Here is a 16,954-nt window from a genome sequence, read left to right as displayed (position 1 = left end):
GAAAGGCGGAGCTGTTAGTATGGAATCTGTTTTAAAACTGGTGCAGCGCACGGATTGCGCAGCTGTTCAGGAAAATGATGATAAAAAGCAAATCCTGGAAGAAATCAAGGAAGTCTGTCGTCTGATCGCCTGCAACGACTGCTGGTTCGAACTGGAATGTGACGAAAATTTGATAGACGCCTGTATTTATCAGCGCGAAGAACTCCATTCCCGTTACAAATATCTGCTGAACCTGGCAAAACAGCGGGGGATCAGCTGTCCTCCTTTCAAATGCAAGGAAATGGGGGTGTGATTTTGCCCGATCTGATTCTTATGCTTTCCATGTGCGGGGTATTTGCGCTTCTCGTGGTGATTCAGGTGATCGTCAAGGCAAAAAAGCCCGTGCAGCGTGCGGCGGGCGGTGTCATTATGGGTCTTTGCGCGCTTGCTGCGGTGAATCTGACCGGATTTTTTACCGGAGTCAGCCTGCCGCTCAGTCCGCTTACCATAGGGGTTTCCGGCGCCGCCGGTCTTCCGGGGGTGACCCTGCTGCTGCTTTTGAATCTGATTATAAAATGAGACGAAGAAAAGGCCCCCTCGGGGAGGGGGCTGGCAGGCGAAGCCTGACTGGGGGAGTCCGGTTCCCTCAAGCTTCGCACTCCTTCAGTCGCGCCGGGCGCGCCAGCTCCCTCAAAGAGGGAGCCAAAAGAGGAGAAGTGAATTTATCGACAGCTTGAGGCGGGCTTTGCCCGTCTTTTTTATTTTATTTGAGCGCCGCCGTGTGGTCCTTCAAAATATCGGCGGCCATTTCGCTGTTTCCGGTCACCAGCGCCAGCAGCATCCGGTAGACGTTTTCCGGCGACTGGTGAAAGTTGTGCTTTACCATGTTGGCCTGATACAGATCCGGGACATGCAGGGTAAAGTTCATCAGATCCATATCGCCGCCGGAAATATGGCAGACGACGTTGTAGCCGCGTTCGGTTTTTGTAATTTCCACCTTGTTTTCCCGTTCGCGCTTTGTCCTGGCCAGCAGGTTGATCGCGGCCGCGACCGCTTTGTCCCGTACAACGTGGGGGAGTGCCCTGTCCAGCTGTTTGGCGATCATCCGGGCGGTGCCGCTCGCCGAGCAGAGCTCGTCCTTTTCTCCGCTGACAATGATATTCCCCTTTTCGATCAGCTCCGCCAGCGCGTCGGTGACTTCAAAATAGTTTGCCAGTCCGTTGTCCTGAATGATATTTACAATATCGCTTTTTGAAAGCGGTGCATCCAGGCTTGACAGCAGATAGCAAATTAAAATGCGTATCTCGTTCTTGCTGCGGAGTCCACCCGGCTCGATCCCTCCGGTAAAAGCGTCAAAATCCATAAACAACACCTCCGGCAAATATTTTATTCTACGCAAAAAAGCCAAAGCAAACGTACTCCTCAATCGCCGGAGCAGGCTTGGCTTTGACTCGGAACGTGTACTGCTGTTATTTTAACATACAACCGGATTTCTTTCAATCCGGATTAAGGGGCTTCCGTTACTTTTTTATATTTTCCTTCAGGTATTTCAATATTTTTTCCTGTTCCTGCACAGTACAGGAACGGAACACACCGACCAGGATTTTCTCATTGCTGGAAAGCTCGTAAATATGGCTTGTATTTTTTTTACTGTAAATAAAGTTGAATTTGGCCCCGCTGTCCGCTACCGTTTCCGGTGTTCCTTCATCGGCCAGCAAATCATTTATGGCAATATTGAAGACCTTGGCAAGGGTCATCAGTACGGTTATATCGGGTGTTGTTTTGCCAATTTCATAGTACGAATAGGTTGAGCGGTCAATGTTTAATATTTTTGCGATCTGCACCTGTGTGTAGCCGCTTTTTATACGCAGCTCGCGTAGCCTTTCGTTTATATGGATTTTTTCAATAATAGGTCACACCACCTTTATAAGAAGTGCCAAAGGGCTTGCATTAATCAAGATTATATAATATATAATGCCGTCACGATAATAACGTGATGTTTATTCACCTAAAAATAATCCTTTAACAATAAATTTATTTGATTAGCTCTTGACGTGTGCATTCTGATTTTGTATAATATCTTAGTTGGCTGTTCAGACAAGCATTTTCAGTGCAAAGAGCAGTTCCCGAGTTCGGAAAATGAAAGTGCTTACGCCTTTTCCATTACGCTACTGTGGCTCAATGGTAGAGCAGCTCATTCGTAATGAGCAGGTTGTCAGTTCGATTCTGACCAGTAGCTCCACCAGCCTGAAGCTGGACGCAATCGCGCACTTCACTTTGTGAGGTGCGTTTTGTTTTTGTCTGCGCCAAAGGCCCATATGCCTTTTTTGATTTTCTATAGAGTTCTCTTTTATTCTATATCATATCTCCGGCCTATTATTTCATTTATTTCATTACGGCGAAAATATTTGCAGTTTCTGTATCGGAAAACAGACAAAAATGCATGAAATCTTCCGTATCTCTTTAAAAAAAATCCTCTATGTGTTATGATTTTGCCGTAAGAAAATACAGAATGTACCAGATGATTGAAAATGTATCTTACGGATACAATAACAGGACAGGAGGGAAAGCATGACTACATTCAATGAATTATACGAAAGACTTGTAAAAGCTTCGGTGGAAAACAGGGAACCGCAGGAGCTTGAAAAAATTCGGGAGCAGGAATTCGACCCGCACCACCTCGACTGTCTGCTGAATCCGGAAAAGTACGCGCCGGTGCTTCGCATTGGCGAATGTAAATGCTCCAGCAGCGAGCAGGCGCCCTGCGAGGGGAAATGCCTTTTTGACGCCCTTTACAGGGATGAAAAGGGAAACGTTCAAATTAAGAAAGACCTGTGCGTCGGCTGCTCCGAGTGTATTGAGAGCTGCCAGGCCAAAAAGCTGACGGCCAGCCGCGACATTCTGCCCGCGCTTGCCGCCGTACATGAAGCAAAGGCACCCGTTTACGCAATGATTGCCCCCGCCTTTATCAGCCAGTTCAGCAAAGACGTGACTCCCGGAAAACTGCGCACCGCCTTTAAGATGCTCGGGTTTGCCGGTATGGTCGAGGTTGCCCTTTTTGCGGATATCCTTACCCTGAAAGAGGCGCTCGAGTTCAATAAAAATATCGTCAGGGAAACCGACTTCCAGCTTACCAGCTGCTGCTGCCCCATGTGGATCGCCATGATCCGCAAGGTGTACCACGAGCTGATGCCCCATGTGCCCGGCGCGGTTTCCCCCATGGTCGCCTGCGGCCGCGCCATTAAAGACATTCATCCGGACGCGCTTACCGTCTTTATCGGGCCCTGCATCGCCAAGAAGGCCGAGGCGCGCGAGCCGGATATTTCGGATTCCACGGACTTTGTCCTGACCTTTCAGGAAATACAGGATGTTTTTGAATTCGCAAAGCTGGATCTTGCCGCGCTACCGGAGGACGAACGCGACCATTCGTCGCGCGCGGGAAGAATTTACGCCAGAAGCGGCGGCGTCAGCGAGGCGGTCCAGAGGACGTCCAAACGTTTAAGCCCCGACCGGAAAATCACCGTCCGCGCCCATCAGGCCGACGGGGTTCCCGCCTGCAAGGCGATGATCAACGATCTGCTGGCCGGAAAAATCGACGCAAACTTCCTGGAGGGTATGGGCTGTGTCGGCGGCTGTGTCGGCGGGCCGAAGGCTTTGATCCCCCGCGGGGAGGGCCGCAAAAACGTGAACCAGTACGGACAGGAAGCCGTCTATCAGACCCCGATAGACAACCCCTATGTGATCGAACTGCTGCACCGGCTTGGCTTTGACACGGTGGAAAGCCTGATCGAACACAGCGATATCTTTACCCGCAAATTCTGAGAAGTTTGATTTGTAATTTAAAAGCAGGGTCTATGAATGCCCCCGTTTCTATGATATAATAATACCATAGAATGGGGGCATTTGTTATGGGATACAAAGAGGACTTTGAAAAAATATACATATCCAAAATCACGAGGGCCGGGAGCGCGGAGCTGCTGGAATGGCTGAAAACCACCGACTTTTTTACCGCGCCCGCAAGCACGAAATTTCACTGCGCCTGTCTGGGCGGACTTGTTCAGCACAGTGTCAGCGTGTACCGCGTGATGATGGATAAACACTTCAACGCGGAGACGGACAGTGAAGAAAGCTTTGCCATCTGCGGGCTTCTGCACGACGTCTGCAAAGCCCAGTTTTATAAAGAGAGCACCCGCAATGTGAAAAACGAAGAGACCGGCGCGTGGGAAAAGCGCCCGTACTATACGATAGAGGACAGCTATCCGTACGGTCACGGTGAAAAATCGGTCTTTCTGATCGAGCGGTTTATGCGCCTCAAAACCAGCGAGGCGATTGCCATCCGCTGGCACATGGGCGGCTTCGACGAATCCGTCCGGGGCGGAAGCTTTTCCATCGGTCTGGCGTGGCAGAAATATCCTATTGCCGTGAAGCTGCATCTTTCGGATCTGGAAAGCACCTATCTTTGTGAAAAGGGGACGTCTTCCGTACACGGGAAATAAATTTCAAAACATGCGCCGGAGGGAAGCTTCCGGCGTTTTCTTTTATTTTTTTTGAAATGCTATTGACAAATTGAAAATATGATGTATTATTGTATTAAGTTATTAGTACAATAATACAGAACGGAGGTGGATCCATGGCCTGGAATTTGAAATCCGACAGACCGATTTATGCGCAGCTGATCGAACAGATAGAGCTTTTGATCGTATCGGGCGTTTATCCTGCCGGTTCAAAGCTGCCGTCGGTCCGCGACATGGCCGGAGAGGCTTCTGTCAACCCGAATACCATGCAGCGCGCGCTGGCGCAGCTTGAGAATGACGGCTTATTATATTCACAGCGTACCAGCGGCAGATTTGTAACAGAGGATGTGGAGCGCATTATGCAGACGAAAAACAGTCTGGCTCAAGGACTGATCAAAGAATTTATAGAAAACATGGGCAATTTAGGCTATGACAGGCAGCAGACAATCTCTCTGCTTGAGAGGATATCGAAGGAGGAAAAATAATGGAGAACATTTTGGAATGCCAAAATCTGGTGAAATTCTTTCCCGGATGTCTGGCACTGAACTCGATCAATCTGGCCATACCCAAAGGCAGGATTGTCGGCTTGCTCGGCCCGAACGGCAGCGGCAAAAGCACCATGATCAAGCTGGCCAACGGCCTGATTACACCGACCAGCGGAAAAATCCTGATCGAGGGGATGGAACCGGGCATAGAAACAAAGAAGATGGTTTCTTATCTTCCGGAGCGGACCTACCTGAACGACTGGATGAATGTCAACAGTATGATCAATTTTTTTGCTGATTTTTATGAAGATTTCAATAAGCAGAAGGCGTATGACATGCTCCGCCGGCTCGGCGTGGACCCCGCCCAAAGGCTGAAAACCATGAGCAAGGGCACAAAGGAGAAGGTACAGCTGATTCTGGTCATGAGCCGCGAGGCAAAGCTTTATCTGCTGGATGAGCCGATCGGCGGTGTGGACCCTGCGGCAAGGGACTACATTCTCGACACGATCATCAGCAATTACAGCGACGAAGCCACTATCGTGATCTCCACCCACCTGATTGCGGACGTTGAAAAGGTACTGGATGAGGTCGTCTTTATCAATCAGGGCAATATCGTGCTGACCTCCACGGTCGACGACATCCGTGAAAAAGAGAATAAGAGCGTGGATGCGCTGTTCAGGGAGGTATTTAAATGCTGAGGAAACTTTTGAAATATGAAATACAGGCGACGGCCAAAATCTTTCTGCCGATGTATGCGCTTCTGATCGTTTTCGCGCTGCTGAATAAGTTCTTCATCGCGGTGAACGCCGACTACCTGAGAATCCCGCAGGTCATTTCCGCAACGGTTTTCGGGATCATTATTATCGGCATCTGCGTCATGACGCTGGTGGTCACCATTCAGCGCTACAACAAGAATCTGCTGTCTGACGAGGGATACCTGTCCTTTACGCTGCCGGTGAAGATTCACAGCCATATCGACTGCAAGATGCTCGTCTCCCTGATGTGGACGGTTCTGAGCGTTCTTGTATCATTGGCGTCCGTTTTTGTGCTGGCGGTAAACGATAAGACCATTCTGTCCCTCCAGCAGTTTTTCGCGGCCTGTATGGACCTCTTAAGCAGGGTGGGCCCCGGGGCCTATATGATCCTTCTGGAAAGCCTGCTGCTGGCGGTTGCCGGTGTCCTTTGCCAGGTCCTTACGATCTATGCCTCCATCACGGTGGGCAACATGAGCTCCAAACATAAGATCCTGCTCGGCATCGGTGCTTATCTGGGCTTCGGCGTGATCGAGCAGATTGTCACTTCCATTCTGCTGACGTCTTTCGGCGGAAACTTTACCCGCTATTTCAACTGGCTCAGCACGGCGGCCAATTCCGACCAGATTCTGGCGGTCCAGTATTTGCTGCTGGCATTGCTGGCGTATATGCTTGTGTTCGGAGCGGCGTATTATTTTCTGACCAACTGGATGCTGAAAAAGAAACTGAATCTGGAATAGGCTGAACGCAAATACAGCTTTTTGGGCGCGCCGTGCGGCGCGCCCGCTTTTTTATGGGAAGGACTGTAAATGCGCTAACCGTATTGAAATTAGCCTTGAAAAACTTTATAATAAATACAGCCTGCAATACCTTTCCTTGTAAGACCTTTGTCCGAAATTGGCTGTGAAAGAAGCCGAAGCGCACTACGGCAATTCCATTTCAGTTTGCGGAACAAAACAGGTTCCCCCCCCTCCCCCCGCCTCCGGCGGGGGGAGAAACTAAAACTTGTTGCAGAATCAACCGGAAATGCTGTAAATTATATGTTAAAAAATTAACAAATGATGAGTGAGAGGGATGGCAACTTTGGAAATCACGATCTGTATAGGAAGTTCCTGTCATCTGAAGGGTTCGCGCGACGTCATCAAAATTTTTGAAAGGCTGATAGCGTTTCATCGTCTGGAGGACAAAGTTACGCTCAAAGGGTCGTTCTGTATGGGGGAATGCTCCAAGAACGGCGTATGCATCTGTGTGGACGAGGAGCGCTTCAATGTTACTCCGTCCGAAGCAGAATCATTTTTTAACTACGAAATTGTGCCGAGAATCAAGTAACTGAGTAAAGCGGAAGTGGGGACATAAAATGGGGATTATCGGTTTAAAGGCGGCAAACTGTAAAAACTGTTATAAGTGCGTAAAGGTTTGCCCGGTTAAATCCATTAAAGTGGAACATGCACAGGCGCAGATTATTGAGCGGAACTGTGTTTTATGCGGAACCTGCCTGGAGCAGTGCCCGCAGAATGCAAAGACGCTGAACAGCGATGCTGCGGCTGTCAGGGAAATGATCGGGAAGGGCGTCCGGGCCATTCTTTCCGTGGCCCCGTCCTACGTGGGCTCCTTTGATTTTGATGATGTGCAAAAGTTTGCGGGGGCTGTGAAAGCTCTGGGCTTTTACGGCGTAGCCGAAACAAGCATGGGAGCGGCTTATGTGACGGCGGAGTACCACCGGCTGATGCAGGAAAACCGCATGGAAAACATCATTACCACCTGCTGCCCTTCGGCAAACAGGCTGATCGAGCATTATTATCCGTCCCTGGTCGGCCAGATGGCGCCCGTGGTTTCTCCGATGATCGCGCACGCCAGGCTGCTGAAAAAGACCTTTGGATACGGTACCCGCGTCGTATTCGTAGGCCCGTGCATCGCAAAGATCGGCGAGGCCGCCGATATCCGCCACAACAATGATGTGGACGCCGTGATTACCTTTGACGATCTGGCCAGATGGATGGAGGAAGAGCATATTTTTATTCATGAAGCGCAGCCGGCATCCTTTCTCAACCCAAGCTCGCGAATCCTGCGGATGTATCCGGTGACGGACGGAATCATCGCTTCCCTGCGCGCCATGGGCGATACGGACGACTGGAAGATGCTCAGTGTAAGCGGCTCCGCGGAATGCATTGACCTCTGCAAAGCGCTGGAACGCGGCGATCTGCGGCATTGCTTCATAGAGATCAACATGTGCAGGGACGGCTGCGTCAACGGGCCGATTTCCAACAGGGACGCGGCTTCGCGCTTCTCCTCCTCCATGAAGGTCAGAAAATACGCCGGTGAGGACGCCGGTGAATATCCCAATCTACCGGAGCAGATTCCTATGGGAATGCAGTTTGTGGACTGTTCCGTGCGGGAAGATATTCCTGATGAAGCGACGATCCGCATGATTCTGGCGAAAATCGGCAAGGAGTCGCCGGAGGATGAGCTCAACTGCGGTTCCTGCGGCTATCCGACCTGCCGGGACAAGGCGGTTGCCGTCTACCAGAACAAGGCCGAACTGACCATGTGTATGCCGTATATGAAGGAACGCGCCGAATCGCTTTCCAACTGTGTGCTGACCGAAACGCCCAACATCACCATCATTGTTGACAAGGACCTGAATATTATTGAATTCAACACCGCGGCGGAGAAGGCGTTTCAGATTTCCCGCCACGAGGCTCTGCAGAAATGCATTTACGAGATTATGGATTCCTCCGATTTTCAGTATGTTTTTGACGCAAGACAGTCCATCCCGGACAAAAAGGTGCATTTCCGGGATTATGGAATTACCACGATGCAGACCATTGTGTATATCGCAAAGCAGAACATCGCCATGGGGATTTACAAGGATATCACCCGTGAGGAAGCGGAGCTGGAAAGCAAGTATAAGCTCCGTAGCGAAACCATGGAGATGGCCCAGAAGGTCATTGACAAACAAATGGTAGCCGCGCAGCAGATTGCGAGCCTGCTCGGGGAAACGACGGCGGAAACAAAGGTCACGCTGACAAAACTGAAAAATATGATTGTGTTTGACGGTGATAAACAATGAAAATGCATGTTGACACCGCGTATCGAAGTCTGAATAAATACGGCGAAGAGCTGTGCGGGGACAAGGTGATCGTCTCGCGCACAAAGGACGCCACCATCGCGGTTCTGGCCGACGGGCTGGGCAGCGGTGTAAAAGCCAATATCCTTTCCACTCTGACCTCCAGCATTATTTCCACCATGCTGGAAGAGGGAGCGACTCTGGTGGAGGCGGTCGAGACCATCGCCAAAACGCTGCCGGTCTGCAATATCCGCAAGCTGGCCTATTCCACCTTTAGCGTCATCCGGGTGTCCGACGACGGCGACGTCTCTTTGGTGGAGTTTGACAATCCTCCCTGCATCTTTGTGCGAAACGGCAGGACCATTGATCTGGAGAACTGCTCGGAAATCAAAGAATGCGCCGGAAAGACTGTAACGGAAAGCCATTTTACCGTCTGTCCCGGAGATGTGATCGCCCTTGTCAGCGACGGCATTGTCTACGCCGGCGTAGGTCAGGCGCTCAATTTCGGCTGGAACTGGGAAAATGTTTCCGCATGGCTTGCCAAGACGACCCTGAAGGAAACGTCCGCGCCGCGGCTTGCAGTTTCGCTGTCGCAGGCCGTCAACGAGCTTTATCTGGGAAAGCCGGGGGACGATTCCACCAATCTGATTTTAAAAGTCACCCCGCGCTGTATGGTCAGCCTTCTTTCCGGGCCGCCGGTCCGCAAGGAGGACGACGCCAGGATCGTCCATGATTTTATGACCTCCCCGGGAAAGAGGGTGGTCTGCGGGGGAACAAGCGCCAATATCGTATCCAGAGTATTGAACCGGAAGATCGAGACCACGATTCATTACACAGATCCGGATATTCCGCCCACCGGAAAAATAGAGGGGATCGACCTTGTGACCGAGGGCGTCCTGACTCTCAGCCGGACGGTGGAAATCCTGAAGGACTATCTTTCCCACCAGACCGACTCCTACTATTTTCATGTCCTGGACCAGCCGAACGGCGCGGCAATGCTCGCCAGGCTTCTTCTGGAGGACTGTACCGACCTGAAGGTTTATATCGGCAGGGCGATCAATCCCGCCCACCAGAACCCCGGCCTCCCGGCCGACCTGAGCATTAAGATCAAGCTGATCGAAGAGCTCTGCACCCTTGTGCAGCAGCTCGGCAAAAAAGTAGAAAAATATTACTATTAAACGGATGAGGATTATTCATGCAATATAATAATGACGCCAAGCAATTAAAATACGAAGTACTGACCAAGGCCGCTCAATACGCATACGAAGGCACGCTGAAGGAACACCTTGACACCATCCCTTATGAAATCATCCCGGGGCCTCTGCCGGAATTCCGCTGCTGTATTTACCGTGAGCGTGAAATTATCCGGGAACGCCTGATTTCCGCGCGCGGGGAAAACCTGCCCGGACAGGATGACGGCAATATCGTCGCGGTGCTTACGGCGGCCTGCGAGGGCTGTCCGATCAACCGCTTTAACGTCACGGACAACTGTCAGCACTGCCTCGCGAAAAAATGCCACGCGGCCTGCCCGTTCGGCGCCATTTCCATTACTCCCAAGGGCGCATACATCGACCCCGCCAAATGCAAGGAATGCGGACGCTGCGCTGCAGCCTGTCCGTACAATGCGATTTCCGACACCATGCGCCCCTGCATCCGGGCCTGTCCCGTCAAAGCGATTACAAAAGATGAATACAAGCGGGCCGCCATCGACTATTCCCGCTGCATCAACTGCGGCGCCTGCACGAAAAACTGCCCTTTCGGCGCAATCACCGACCGTTCCAGCATTGTCAACGTGATTGAGGAAATCAAATCCGGCAAGCCGGTCTACGCGGTTTTCGCGCCGGCCATTGAAGGGCATTTTGGCGCCGCCAATGTCGGCATGCTGAAATCCGCGATCAAAAAGCTGGGCTTTACAGGCGTCGCAGAGGTTTCCCTCGGTGCGGACGCAACGACTTTCCATGAGGCGCAGGAGCTCCGGGAAGCGCTGGAAAGCAAGCGGAAGATGACCACCTCCTGCTGCCCGGCCTTTGTGGAGATGATAGAAAAGCATTTTCCGAAGCTGGTTCCGCTGATTTCGCACACCGCTTCTCCCATGACGCTGACCGTCCGATACATAAAGGCGGAGCATCCCGGCAGCAAAGTCGTCTTTATCGGGCCCTGCATTGCCAAGAAAATTGAAATCCGGAAGGTTCAGGATACCGCCGACTATGTCATGACCTTTGAAGAGCTTGAGGCCATGTTCAGCGCGAGGGAGATCAACGTCCTTGAGGAAGCGGAAAACGAGCAGGACGGAAGCCGCGCCGGCAAGGGCTTTGCGCAGAGCGGCGGCGTTTCCGGCGCGGTTAGGCAGGCGCTGGAGGAACAGAATTTTGAGCTGCCGTTTACCTGCGTAAAATGCAACGGCGCGGCCGAGTGCAAAAAGACTCTGATGCTCCTGAACGCCGGACGCCTGGAGGAAGATTTTGTGGAGGGCATGGCGTGCGAGGGCGGCTGTATCGCCGGGCCCGGCGGCGTGGAGGAGCTGCAGAAGCTTCTGAAAAACCGCAGCAGGCTGATGGCGTCCGCGGATCACCGCGGCATCCTTGAAAACATTCAGAACATACACGATTTTTCAAAGATTAAAATGACCACAGATTCCCAAGAATAAAGGGGAAAAGGAGGGATCGCTTTTGTACGCAGTCAGCGCAAAAGGTCTTACGAAATCCTATGATGGGAAAACCAATGCCCTGAACGACCTGAATCTGGACATTCCGCAGGGCAGCGTGTACGGCTTCCTGGGCCCGAACGGGGCTGGAAAAACGACATCCGTCAAACTGTTTACGGGGCTCCTGAAACCGACGCAGGGGGAGTGTACGGTGCTTGACCTGAATCCCGTGAAAGCCCCCGGCGACGTCCACCGGCTTTGCGGGGTCATGACGGAATCCGCCAGAATGTACGGCCAGCTGACGGGCACGCAGAACCTTCTCTTTTTTGCCCAGACGGCGGGCCTGAGCCGCGACGAGGGCAATGAGCGGGCGGTCCAGCTTTTAAAAGAGCTTGACCTGTGGGACGCGCGTGAAAAAAAGCTGAGCGAATATTCCACCGGCATGGCGCAGCGCCTCTCTCTGGCCCGCGCGCTGATCAACCGTCCCCAGGTGCTTTTTCTGGACGAGCCCACCAGCGGGCTTGATCCGGAATCCGCACAGACGGTTAATTCCATGATTACGGACCTGGCGGGAAATACCGGTACGACGGTGTTCCTCTGCACCCATCAGCTGCGCTACGCGCAGGACATCTGCGACAGCTATGGAATCGTTGATAAAGGCAGGCTGATCGCCGGGGGCAGCCTCGAGGCCCTTTGCAGCGAGATCGGCTGCCGCGTCAAGGCCGCTTTCCGACTTCCCGAGGGGGATTCCCTGGACGGCTTTGACGCCGATGGCGGATGGTGGCGGACGGAGCTTGAGCGGGAAGATCAGATGCCGAAGCTGCTGAAAACCGTCGTTGAATCCGGGCATAATGTTTTTGAAGCGCGTTTGGTAAAGCCGACGCTGGAAGACATCTATTTTGAATATCTGAAGCGTCAGGAGGAAGCACAATGAAATTGCTGTCGTCAGCCGAACAGGCGGTTGTAAATAAGGATTTCGGGGAGATCTGGAACACCAGAATGGCGCGCAATACCATTATTTTCGTGCCGCTGCTGATGGTTCTGCTCCTGCCCGTCATGTACCTTCTTATGATTCTTTTCGTCCCGGCAGGGGAGATGAACGGCGTTGACCAGATGCTGCAGCTCCTTCCGCGGGAAGCGTCGTATTTTTCCGTCAAGCAGGGTATGTTCTACATTATGACAAATGTGGTCTGTCCCATGTTCTTTCTGATGATTCCCCTGATGGTTTCCAGTGTTTCGGCGGCAAGCAGCTTTGTCGGCGAGAAGGAACGCGGAACGATCCAGACGCTGCTTCTGACCCCTTTGAGCGTAAAATCGATTTTCAAAGCCAAGGTGCTCAGCTGCGTCTTTTTATCCGCGATCGCCACAGGTATCTCCTTTGTGGTGTTTGCCTGCGTCATCACGGCGGGGGACCTTCTCCTCGGCATGCCGTTTTTCCTGAACTGGAACTGGCTCGTACTCGTGCTTTTTCTGGCGCCCGGGGTCACGGTTTTCGGAGTGGTCTTTATGGTGCTGGTTTCGGGCAGGAGCAAAAGCTACATGGAGTCCTTCCAGACGTCGGGATACATCGTTCTGCCGCTTGTCCTTCTTTTTGTGGGGCAGTTCACCGGCCTGTTTCAGCTGAACGCGCTGATCCTGCTGATCATTGCGGTGGTTTTACTGGTAGTTGACTGTCTTCTCTGGTTTGTCGCGGCGCGTTCTTTCACACCGGAAAAGCTTTTAAAATAAACCGCCTATTTGCCTTCGCCGTCGGAAAGTATTATAATAGGATTGTAATAGTATGGAAATGACGAAGACTGGAAGGTGATTAAGTGGCTGCAGATTTACATTGTCATACGAAAATGTCCGACGGTTCGGTCAGTATTGACGAGGTTGTTCTACTTGCCAAAACGCATGGGATCCCCACGATTGCCGTCACTGATCATGACACATTTGCGGGATCGACCAGAGCAAGAATTTTTGGGGACAGGCATGGGATTAAAGTGATTTCAGGGGTCGAGTTTTCAACGACGGACCCTGCTACCGGAAGAAAGGCGCATATACTGTGCTACCTTTGCGACAATACCGACCGGCTGGAGGGCCTGTGCAAGCGCACCGGGGACAGCCGCCGCCGCGCTTCCTGCATCATGCTTCAGAAGGTAATGAAGCTTTATCCGATTACTGCAGAAATGGTTCTGCGCCGGGCGCAGGGGAGTACCAATATCTATAAGCAGCATATTATGCACGCGCTGATAGACGCGGGCTATTCCAATGATTTTTTCGGTGAAACATATCACAAGCTGTTTAATTCCAAGACGGGGCTTGCTTATTTTCCCGTCCACTATCCCGATGTCCACGACGTGATCGGGCAGATCCATGACGCGGGGGGTGTTGCGGTTCTGGCGCATCCCGGTGAATACGACAGCTATGATCTGCTGGAACAGCTTGCAAAAGATCATGAAATTGAAGGCGTGGAGGTCTGGCATCCGCGCAACAAGCCGGGCGACGAGGAACGCTTTACCGCCATTGCGCAGGAGTATGGCCTGGTGATGACAGGCGGCACCGATTTTCACGGCATGTATACGACCGTCGCAATGCCGATCGGGACGTGTGTAACGCCGGACAGTCAGCTGGAAGCGCTGAAAAAGGCCAAAATACATTTGAAAAAATAGAGCAGCGGAGGAAACAGCTTGGTGTATCAGTACAAAACAAAGGGGACATGCTCTTCTGAAATCGATCTGGAGCTGGAGGGCGACACCGTCAAATCGGTTAAGATCATCGGGGGCTGCAACGGGAACGGCAAGGGAATCTGCGCGCTTGTAGAGGGAATGAAGGCCGACGAGGCCATCCGGCGCCTGAAAGGAATCAAGTGCGGGTTTAAGTCCACCTCCTGTCCGGATCAGCTGGCGATTGCATTGTTACAGGCAAAAGAGCAGCAGGAGCATAAATAAAGAATGAAGGGCTGCGATTTTACTCGCAGCCCTTTTTGTGCGTTTAGCAGCCGCCACATCCATTGTTGCAATTGCCGCAACCACCGCAATCGTTATCACCGCCGCAGCATACTAAAAGGATGATGATAAGGATGATAATCCAACAGCAGCTGCCACCACCACCAAAGAAATTGTTGCTACACATAATTGTTTGCCTCCTTTCGGTTTACAGTATATAATATTGCATAGGAACAAAACGTGTTACAAATTTTTCTTTTGGGGCCTCACCCCAAAATCAGGCTTTTCTATCTTCTATTCATGATGAATTAATAGTAATATTATATTATGTTTAATAATCTTACGGGGTGATTCTATGCTGTGCGATTCCTGTGGAAAAAATCCTGTTACCACTCATATTAAAACCATCATCAACGGGGAACTGACGGAATATTCCCTCTGCGCCGAATGTGCGCAGAGATTGGGGTATGGAAATCTTCTGACCGGGCTGGGCTGTGATTACGGCAGCCTGCTGGGCGGCTTTTTCGGCGGGACCGAACTGGACGACCCGGTCCGCTGCAAATGCTGCGGCTCGACCTTTGACGATATCATGCGCAGCGGGCAGGTCGGCTGCGCACAGTGCTATCATACCTTTTACGACCGGCTGATCCCTCTGATTCAGCGTATTCACGGCAATACCAGGCACCGCGGAAAGGTTCCGGGCGGCGGCGCTCTTCAGAGCAGGCCGCAGGAGCAGCTCAGCCTGATGCGCCGGGAGCTGCGGGAGGCAATCGACGCCGAAAACTTTGAACATGCCGCCAGCCTGCGCGACCGGATCAAAGAGCTGGAAGGGGGAAAGGTCCATGAATAACCCGAATCCCGGGTGCGAAGAGGATGTTGTGATCCGTACGCAAATTCATCTCATCCGCAATCTGACGGACGTTCCCTTCTGCGCGAAAATGAGCCGCGCCGACCGTCAGAAGCTTTCCGAAAGAGTGGTGGAGGCCTTCAGCGGCAATGAGACCCTGTCACACCTTTTTCAATTTACGGACATGGAAAGCCTGTCCAGGGTGGAAGCGGTTTCTCTGGTGGAACGGCATCTTGTCAGCGCGGATTTCATATCGGACCGCCGCGGAAGGGGCTTCTTTGTAAACGCGGATGAGACGGTCAGCATCATGGTCAATGAAGAGGACCACATTCATCTCCAGTCTTCGGAAGCGGGGCTGAATCCGCAAAAAGCGTTCGCCACGGCGGATGGTCTGGACGACATTCTGGATAAATGCCTCGGTTTCGCTTTTGATGAAAATCTGGGATATCTGACACAGAATCCCGTCAACCTCGGGACGGGGATGCGCGCCTCCCTGATGCTGCATCTTCCCGCGCTGCGGGAAGGCGGGGGGATTTCCCGGATTTCCGCGAATCTCAGTAAGCTTGGTCTTGCGCTGCGCGGTACTTTTGGGTCCGGGGTGGAGCCGAAGGGCGCCGTATACCAGCTGTCCAACCGCGTTACCTTCGGGCTGTCGGAGCAGGAAGCGATCGCGAACCTTCAAAGCATTGCCATGCAGCTGATCGAACAGGAGCGTGCCGCCAGAAAGGAACTGGCGGAAAGCCTTGAAATTCAGGATACCGTCAGCCGTTCCCTTGCCATTCTGCAAAGTGCGAAGATGATGGCGAACGAGGAATTCATGCAGCTGATCTCCAACGTCCGGTTCGGTGTGGCCACGGGCTTGGTCGACCCGATCGATTATGGCGAAATCAACCGCCTGATGGTTCTGGTCCAGCCCGCTACGCTGACGTTTTACAGCGGAAAAAAGCTTACTCCTGCGGAGCGGCGCAGCCTGCGGGCCGAAAAGATCAGGGATTTTTTAAAAAAGGGGAAATATCTATGGCCGAATTAAAAAATGACAATACGGATCTGGCTGCGGCGCTCTTTTTTGTGCTGGGGGAAACCGTGCCGCACCGCCGGGCGCTGGAAGAAGAGGCCGTCGCTCTGAAAGAGAAGATTCAGGACCGGGAAAAAATACTGCTGAAGGTGATCGAGCTCTGTGGCGAGCCGCAGACGCCGGAGCAGCTCTATCTGGCCGCGAAAGCCTACAGCTGGCTGGGCAAAAAATATTATCAGGAAACGATCCGCTATGCCGGAGAGTACCTGCGCACTTCCGGCTGGGGGAGCCTTCCGAACCATATTCGGGAGGAAGACGGTATCACCATCAACTACGCCGCCGCGCAGCGCGCTTCCGTGCTGAGGGACCTTGCGAAGGCCCAGGAGGGCCTGGGGCGCCTTGACGCCGCGCTCTTCAATTTTACCGAGGCGTATCGTTTGGAGCCTTACAGCGCAATGAACGCGATTAAAGCGGCTGATCTGGTCGCAAAGCTGCACGGCAGGGAAGAGGCGCTGGAGTTCTTAAAGCAGCAAAGGCAGAGCCAGTATTACGATCCGGTGAAATATACGGATTCTCTCGGTCATACCCGTAAAAACGATCTCTTCAAGCAGCTGCTGGATGCCCATATATTAAAGCTGCAGGAAAATAAGCCGCCCGTACAATAGCGGGCGGCTGTCATTCAAGGCGAAGTATGGAGTGCGCGGCTCCGCTCTCCATAAATAAA

At 52.3% G+C, this 16,954-nt stretch carries 20 protein-coding genes and 1 tRNA gene; 19 read left to right on the top strand and 2 right to left on the bottom strand.

Annotated features, from left to right (window positions below):
• Positions 1-19 precede the first annotated feature (19 nt).
• Together VXK30_RS10575 and VXK30_RS10570 are read left to right on the top strand one after the other, a co-directional pair.
• Positions 20-292 carry a DUF2508 family protein gene (locus tag VXK30_RS10575; protein ID WP_275717603.1) on the top strand — a complete coding sequence of 91 codons (273 nt, stop codon included), beginning with the start codon at positions 20-22 and terminating at the stop codon, positions 290-292.
• Between the two features lie 2 nt (positions 293-294).
• On the top strand, positions 295-558 hold the full coding sequence (locus VXK30_RS10570) for a pro-sigmaK processing inhibitor BofA family protein (protein ID WP_275717604.1): 264 nt from the start codon (positions 295-297) through the stop codon (positions 556-558).
• 184 nt (positions 559-742) lie between these two features.
• Here VXK30_RS10570 and VXK30_RS10565 read toward each other — a convergent pair whose 3' ends face one another.
• Both VXK30_RS10565 and VXK30_RS10560 read right to left on the bottom strand, forming a co-directional pair.
• Positions 743-1,342 (bottom strand): DUF4364 family protein, encoded by a 600-nt coding sequence (locus tag VXK30_RS10565; RefSeq protein ID WP_275717605.1) that lies wholly within the window; start codon positions 1,340-1,342, stop codon positions 743-745.
• Positions 1,343-1,499: 157 nt separating this feature from the next.
• Positions 1,500-1,871 (bottom strand): helix-turn-helix domain-containing protein, encoded by a 372-nt coding sequence (locus VXK30_RS10560; protein WP_275717634.1) that lies wholly within the window; start codon positions 1,869-1,871, stop codon positions 1,500-1,502.
• Between the two features lie 275 nt (positions 1,872-2,146).
• Between VXK30_RS10560 and VXK30_RS10555 the strand changes: the two genes are divergently transcribed.
• The 17 genes from VXK30_RS10555 to VXK30_RS10475 all read left to right on the top strand — a co-directional run bounded on the left by VXK30_RS10555 (position 2,147) and on the right by VXK30_RS10475 (position 16,895).
• Positions 2,147-2,221 (top strand) — tRNA-Thr (locus VXK30_RS10555).
• 329 nt (positions 2,222-2,550) lie between these two features.
• Positions 2,551-3,801 (top strand): [Fe-Fe] hydrogenase large subunit C-terminal domain-containing protein, encoded by a 1,251-nt coding sequence (locus tag VXK30_RS10550; RefSeq protein ID WP_275717606.1) that lies wholly within the window; start codon positions 2,551-2,553, stop codon positions 3,799-3,801.
• An 86-nt stretch (positions 3,802-3,887) separates the two neighbouring features.
• Positions 3,888-4,475, top strand: coding sequence for a hydrolase (locus VXK30_RS10545; protein ID WP_275717607.1), 588 nt, complete (start codon positions 3,888-3,890; stop codon positions 4,473-4,475).
• A gap of 134 nt (positions 4,476-4,609) precedes the next feature.
• A complete protein-coding gene (locus tag VXK30_RS10540) occupies positions 4,610-4,978 on the top strand; it encodes a GntR family transcriptional regulator (RefSeq protein ID WP_275717608.1) in 369 nt (122 codons plus the stop codon).
• Entirely contained in the window at positions 4,978-5,676 is a 699-nt protein-coding gene (locus tag VXK30_RS10535) for an ABC transporter ATP-binding protein (protein WP_275717609.1), read from the top strand. The genes VXK30_RS10540 and VXK30_RS10535 overlap by 1 nt, the downstream gene beginning before the upstream one ends.
• Positions 5,670-6,470 (top strand): hypothetical protein, encoded by an 801-nt coding sequence (locus VXK30_RS10530; RefSeq protein ID WP_275717610.1) that lies wholly within the window; start codon positions 5,670-5,672, stop codon positions 6,468-6,470. The genes VXK30_RS10535 and VXK30_RS10530 overlap by 7 nt, the downstream gene beginning before the upstream one ends.
• 334 nt (positions 6,471-6,804) lie before the next feature.
• Positions 6,805-7,059, top strand: a complete 255-nt coding sequence (locus tag VXK30_RS10525) for a (2Fe-2S) ferredoxin domain-containing protein (protein ID WP_329493235.1) — start codon at positions 6,805-6,807, stop codon at positions 7,057-7,059.
• A gap of 28 nt (positions 7,060-7,087) precedes the next feature.
• Positions 7,088-8,800 carry a [Fe-Fe] hydrogenase large subunit C-terminal domain-containing protein gene (locus VXK30_RS10520; RefSeq protein ID WP_275717611.1) on the top strand — a complete coding sequence of 571 codons (1,713 nt, stop codon included), beginning with the start codon at positions 7,088-7,090 and terminating at the stop codon, positions 8,798-8,800.
• A complete protein-coding gene (locus VXK30_RS10515) occupies positions 8,797-9,975 on the top strand; it encodes a SpoIIE family protein phosphatase (protein ID WP_275717612.1) in 1,179 nt (392 codons plus the stop codon). The genes VXK30_RS10520 and VXK30_RS10515 overlap by 4 nt, the downstream gene beginning before the upstream one ends.
• Before the next feature lie 17 nt (positions 9,976-9,992).
• Positions 9,993-11,444, top strand: coding sequence for a 4Fe-4S dicluster domain-containing protein (locus VXK30_RS10510; protein WP_275717613.1), 1,452 nt, complete (start codon positions 9,993-9,995; stop codon positions 11,442-11,444).
• Positions 11,445-11,466: 22 nt separating this feature from the next.
• On the top strand, positions 11,467-12,375 hold the full coding sequence (locus VXK30_RS10505; RefSeq protein WP_275717614.1) for an ABC transporter ATP-binding protein: 909 nt from the start codon (positions 11,467-11,469) through the stop codon (positions 12,373-12,375).
• Entirely contained in the window at positions 12,372-13,169 is a 798-nt protein-coding gene (locus VXK30_RS10500) for an ABC transporter permease subunit (RefSeq protein ID WP_275717615.1), read from the top strand. The genes VXK30_RS10505 and VXK30_RS10500 overlap by 4 nt, the downstream gene beginning before the upstream one ends.
• Positions 13,170-13,252: 83 nt before the next feature.
• A complete protein-coding gene (locus tag VXK30_RS10495) occupies positions 13,253-14,092 on the top strand; it encodes a PHP domain-containing protein (RefSeq protein ID WP_275717616.1) in 840 nt (279 codons plus the stop codon).
• Positions 14,093-14,113: 21 nt separating this feature from the next.
• Positions 14,114-14,371: a TIGR03905 family TSCPD domain-containing protein gene (locus VXK30_RS10490; protein ID WP_275717636.1), complete on the top strand. Its 258-nt coding sequence runs from the start codon at positions 14,114-14,116 to the stop codon at positions 14,369-14,371.
• Between the two features lie 352 nt (positions 14,372-14,723).
• The gene (locus tag VXK30_RS10485) at positions 14,724-15,218 is read left to right on the top strand and encodes a UvrB/UvrC motif-containing protein (RefSeq protein ID WP_275717617.1); all 495 of its coding nucleotides are present in this window, start codon (positions 14,724-14,726) and stop codon (positions 15,216-15,218) included.
• The gene (locus VXK30_RS10480) at positions 15,211-16,245 is read left to right on the top strand and encodes an ATP--guanido phosphotransferase (protein WP_275717618.1); all 1,035 of its coding nucleotides are present in this window, start codon (positions 15,211-15,213) and stop codon (positions 16,243-16,245) included. The genes VXK30_RS10485 and VXK30_RS10480 overlap by 8 nt, the downstream gene beginning before the upstream one ends.
• Positions 16,233-16,895 (top strand): hypothetical protein, encoded by a 663-nt coding sequence (locus VXK30_RS10475; protein WP_275717619.1) that lies wholly within the window; start codon positions 16,233-16,235, stop codon positions 16,893-16,895. The genes VXK30_RS10480 and VXK30_RS10475 overlap by 13 nt, the downstream gene beginning before the upstream one ends.
• The last annotated feature ends 59 nt before the right edge of the window (positions 16,896-16,954 follow it).

The sequence above is a fragment of the Caproiciproducens sp. CPB-2 genome, assembly GCF_036287215.1.
Classification (GTDB): Bacteria; Bacillota; Clostridia; order Oscillospirales; family Acutalibacteraceae; genus Caproiciproducens.
This window is presented reverse-complemented; position numbering and strand designations above follow the sequence as displayed.

What these genes read in the sequence shown, in the direction of transcription:
- VXK30_RS10575 (WP_275717603.1), top strand. Translation starts at nt 20, where the DNA reads ATGGAATCTGTTTTAAAACTGGTGCAGCGCACGGATTGCGCAGCTGTT.
- VXK30_RS10565 (WP_275717605.1), bottom strand. Translation starts at nt 1,342, where the DNA reads ATGGATTTTGACGCTTTTACCGGAGGGATCGAGCCGGGTGGACTCCGC.
- VXK30_RS10550 (WP_275717606.1), top strand. Translation starts at nt 2,551, where the DNA reads ATGACTACATTCAATGAATTATACGAAAGACTTGTAAAAGCTTCGGTG.
- VXK30_RS10545 (WP_275717607.1), top strand. Translation starts at nt 3,888, where the DNA reads ATGGGATACAAAGAGGACTTTGAAAAAATATACATATCCAAAATCACG.
- VXK30_RS10540 (WP_275717608.1), top strand. Translation starts at nt 4,610, where the DNA reads ATGGCCTGGAATTTGAAATCCGACAGACCGATTTATGCGCAGCTGATC.
- VXK30_RS10535 (WP_275717609.1), top strand. Translation starts at nt 4,978, where the DNA reads ATGGAGAACATTTTGGAATGCCAAAATCTGGTGAAATTCTTTCCCGGA.
- VXK30_RS10530 (WP_275717610.1), top strand. Translation starts at nt 5,670, where the DNA reads ATGCTGAGGAAACTTTTGAAATATGAAATACAGGCGACGGCCAAAATC.
- VXK30_RS10525 (WP_329493235.1), top strand. Translation starts at nt 6,805, where the DNA reads ATGGCAACTTTGGAAATCACGATCTGTATAGGAAGTTCCTGTCATCTG.
- VXK30_RS10520 (WP_275717611.1), top strand. Translation starts at nt 7,088, where the DNA reads ATGGGGATTATCGGTTTAAAGGCGGCAAACTGTAAAAACTGTTATAAG.
- VXK30_RS10515 (WP_275717612.1), top strand. Translation starts at nt 8,797, where the DNA reads ATGAAAATGCATGTTGACACCGCGTATCGAAGTCTGAATAAATACGGC.
- VXK30_RS10510 (WP_275717613.1), top strand. Translation starts at nt 9,993, where the DNA reads ATGCAATATAATAATGACGCCAAGCAATTAAAATACGAAGTACTGACC.
- VXK30_RS10500 (WP_275717615.1), top strand. Translation starts at nt 12,372, where the DNA reads ATGAAATTGCTGTCGTCAGCCGAACAGGCGGTTGTAAATAAGGATTTC.
- VXK30_RS10485 (WP_275717617.1), top strand. Translation starts at nt 14,724, where the DNA reads ATGCTGTGCGATTCCTGTGGAAAAAATCCTGTTACCACTCATATTAAA.
- VXK30_RS10480 (WP_275717618.1), top strand. Translation starts at nt 15,211, where the DNA reads ATGAATAACCCGAATCCCGGGTGCGAAGAGGATGTTGTGATCCGTACG.
- VXK30_RS10475 (WP_275717619.1), top strand. Translation starts at nt 16,233, where the DNA reads ATGGCCGAATTAAAAAATGACAATACGGATCTGGCTGCGGCGCTCTTT.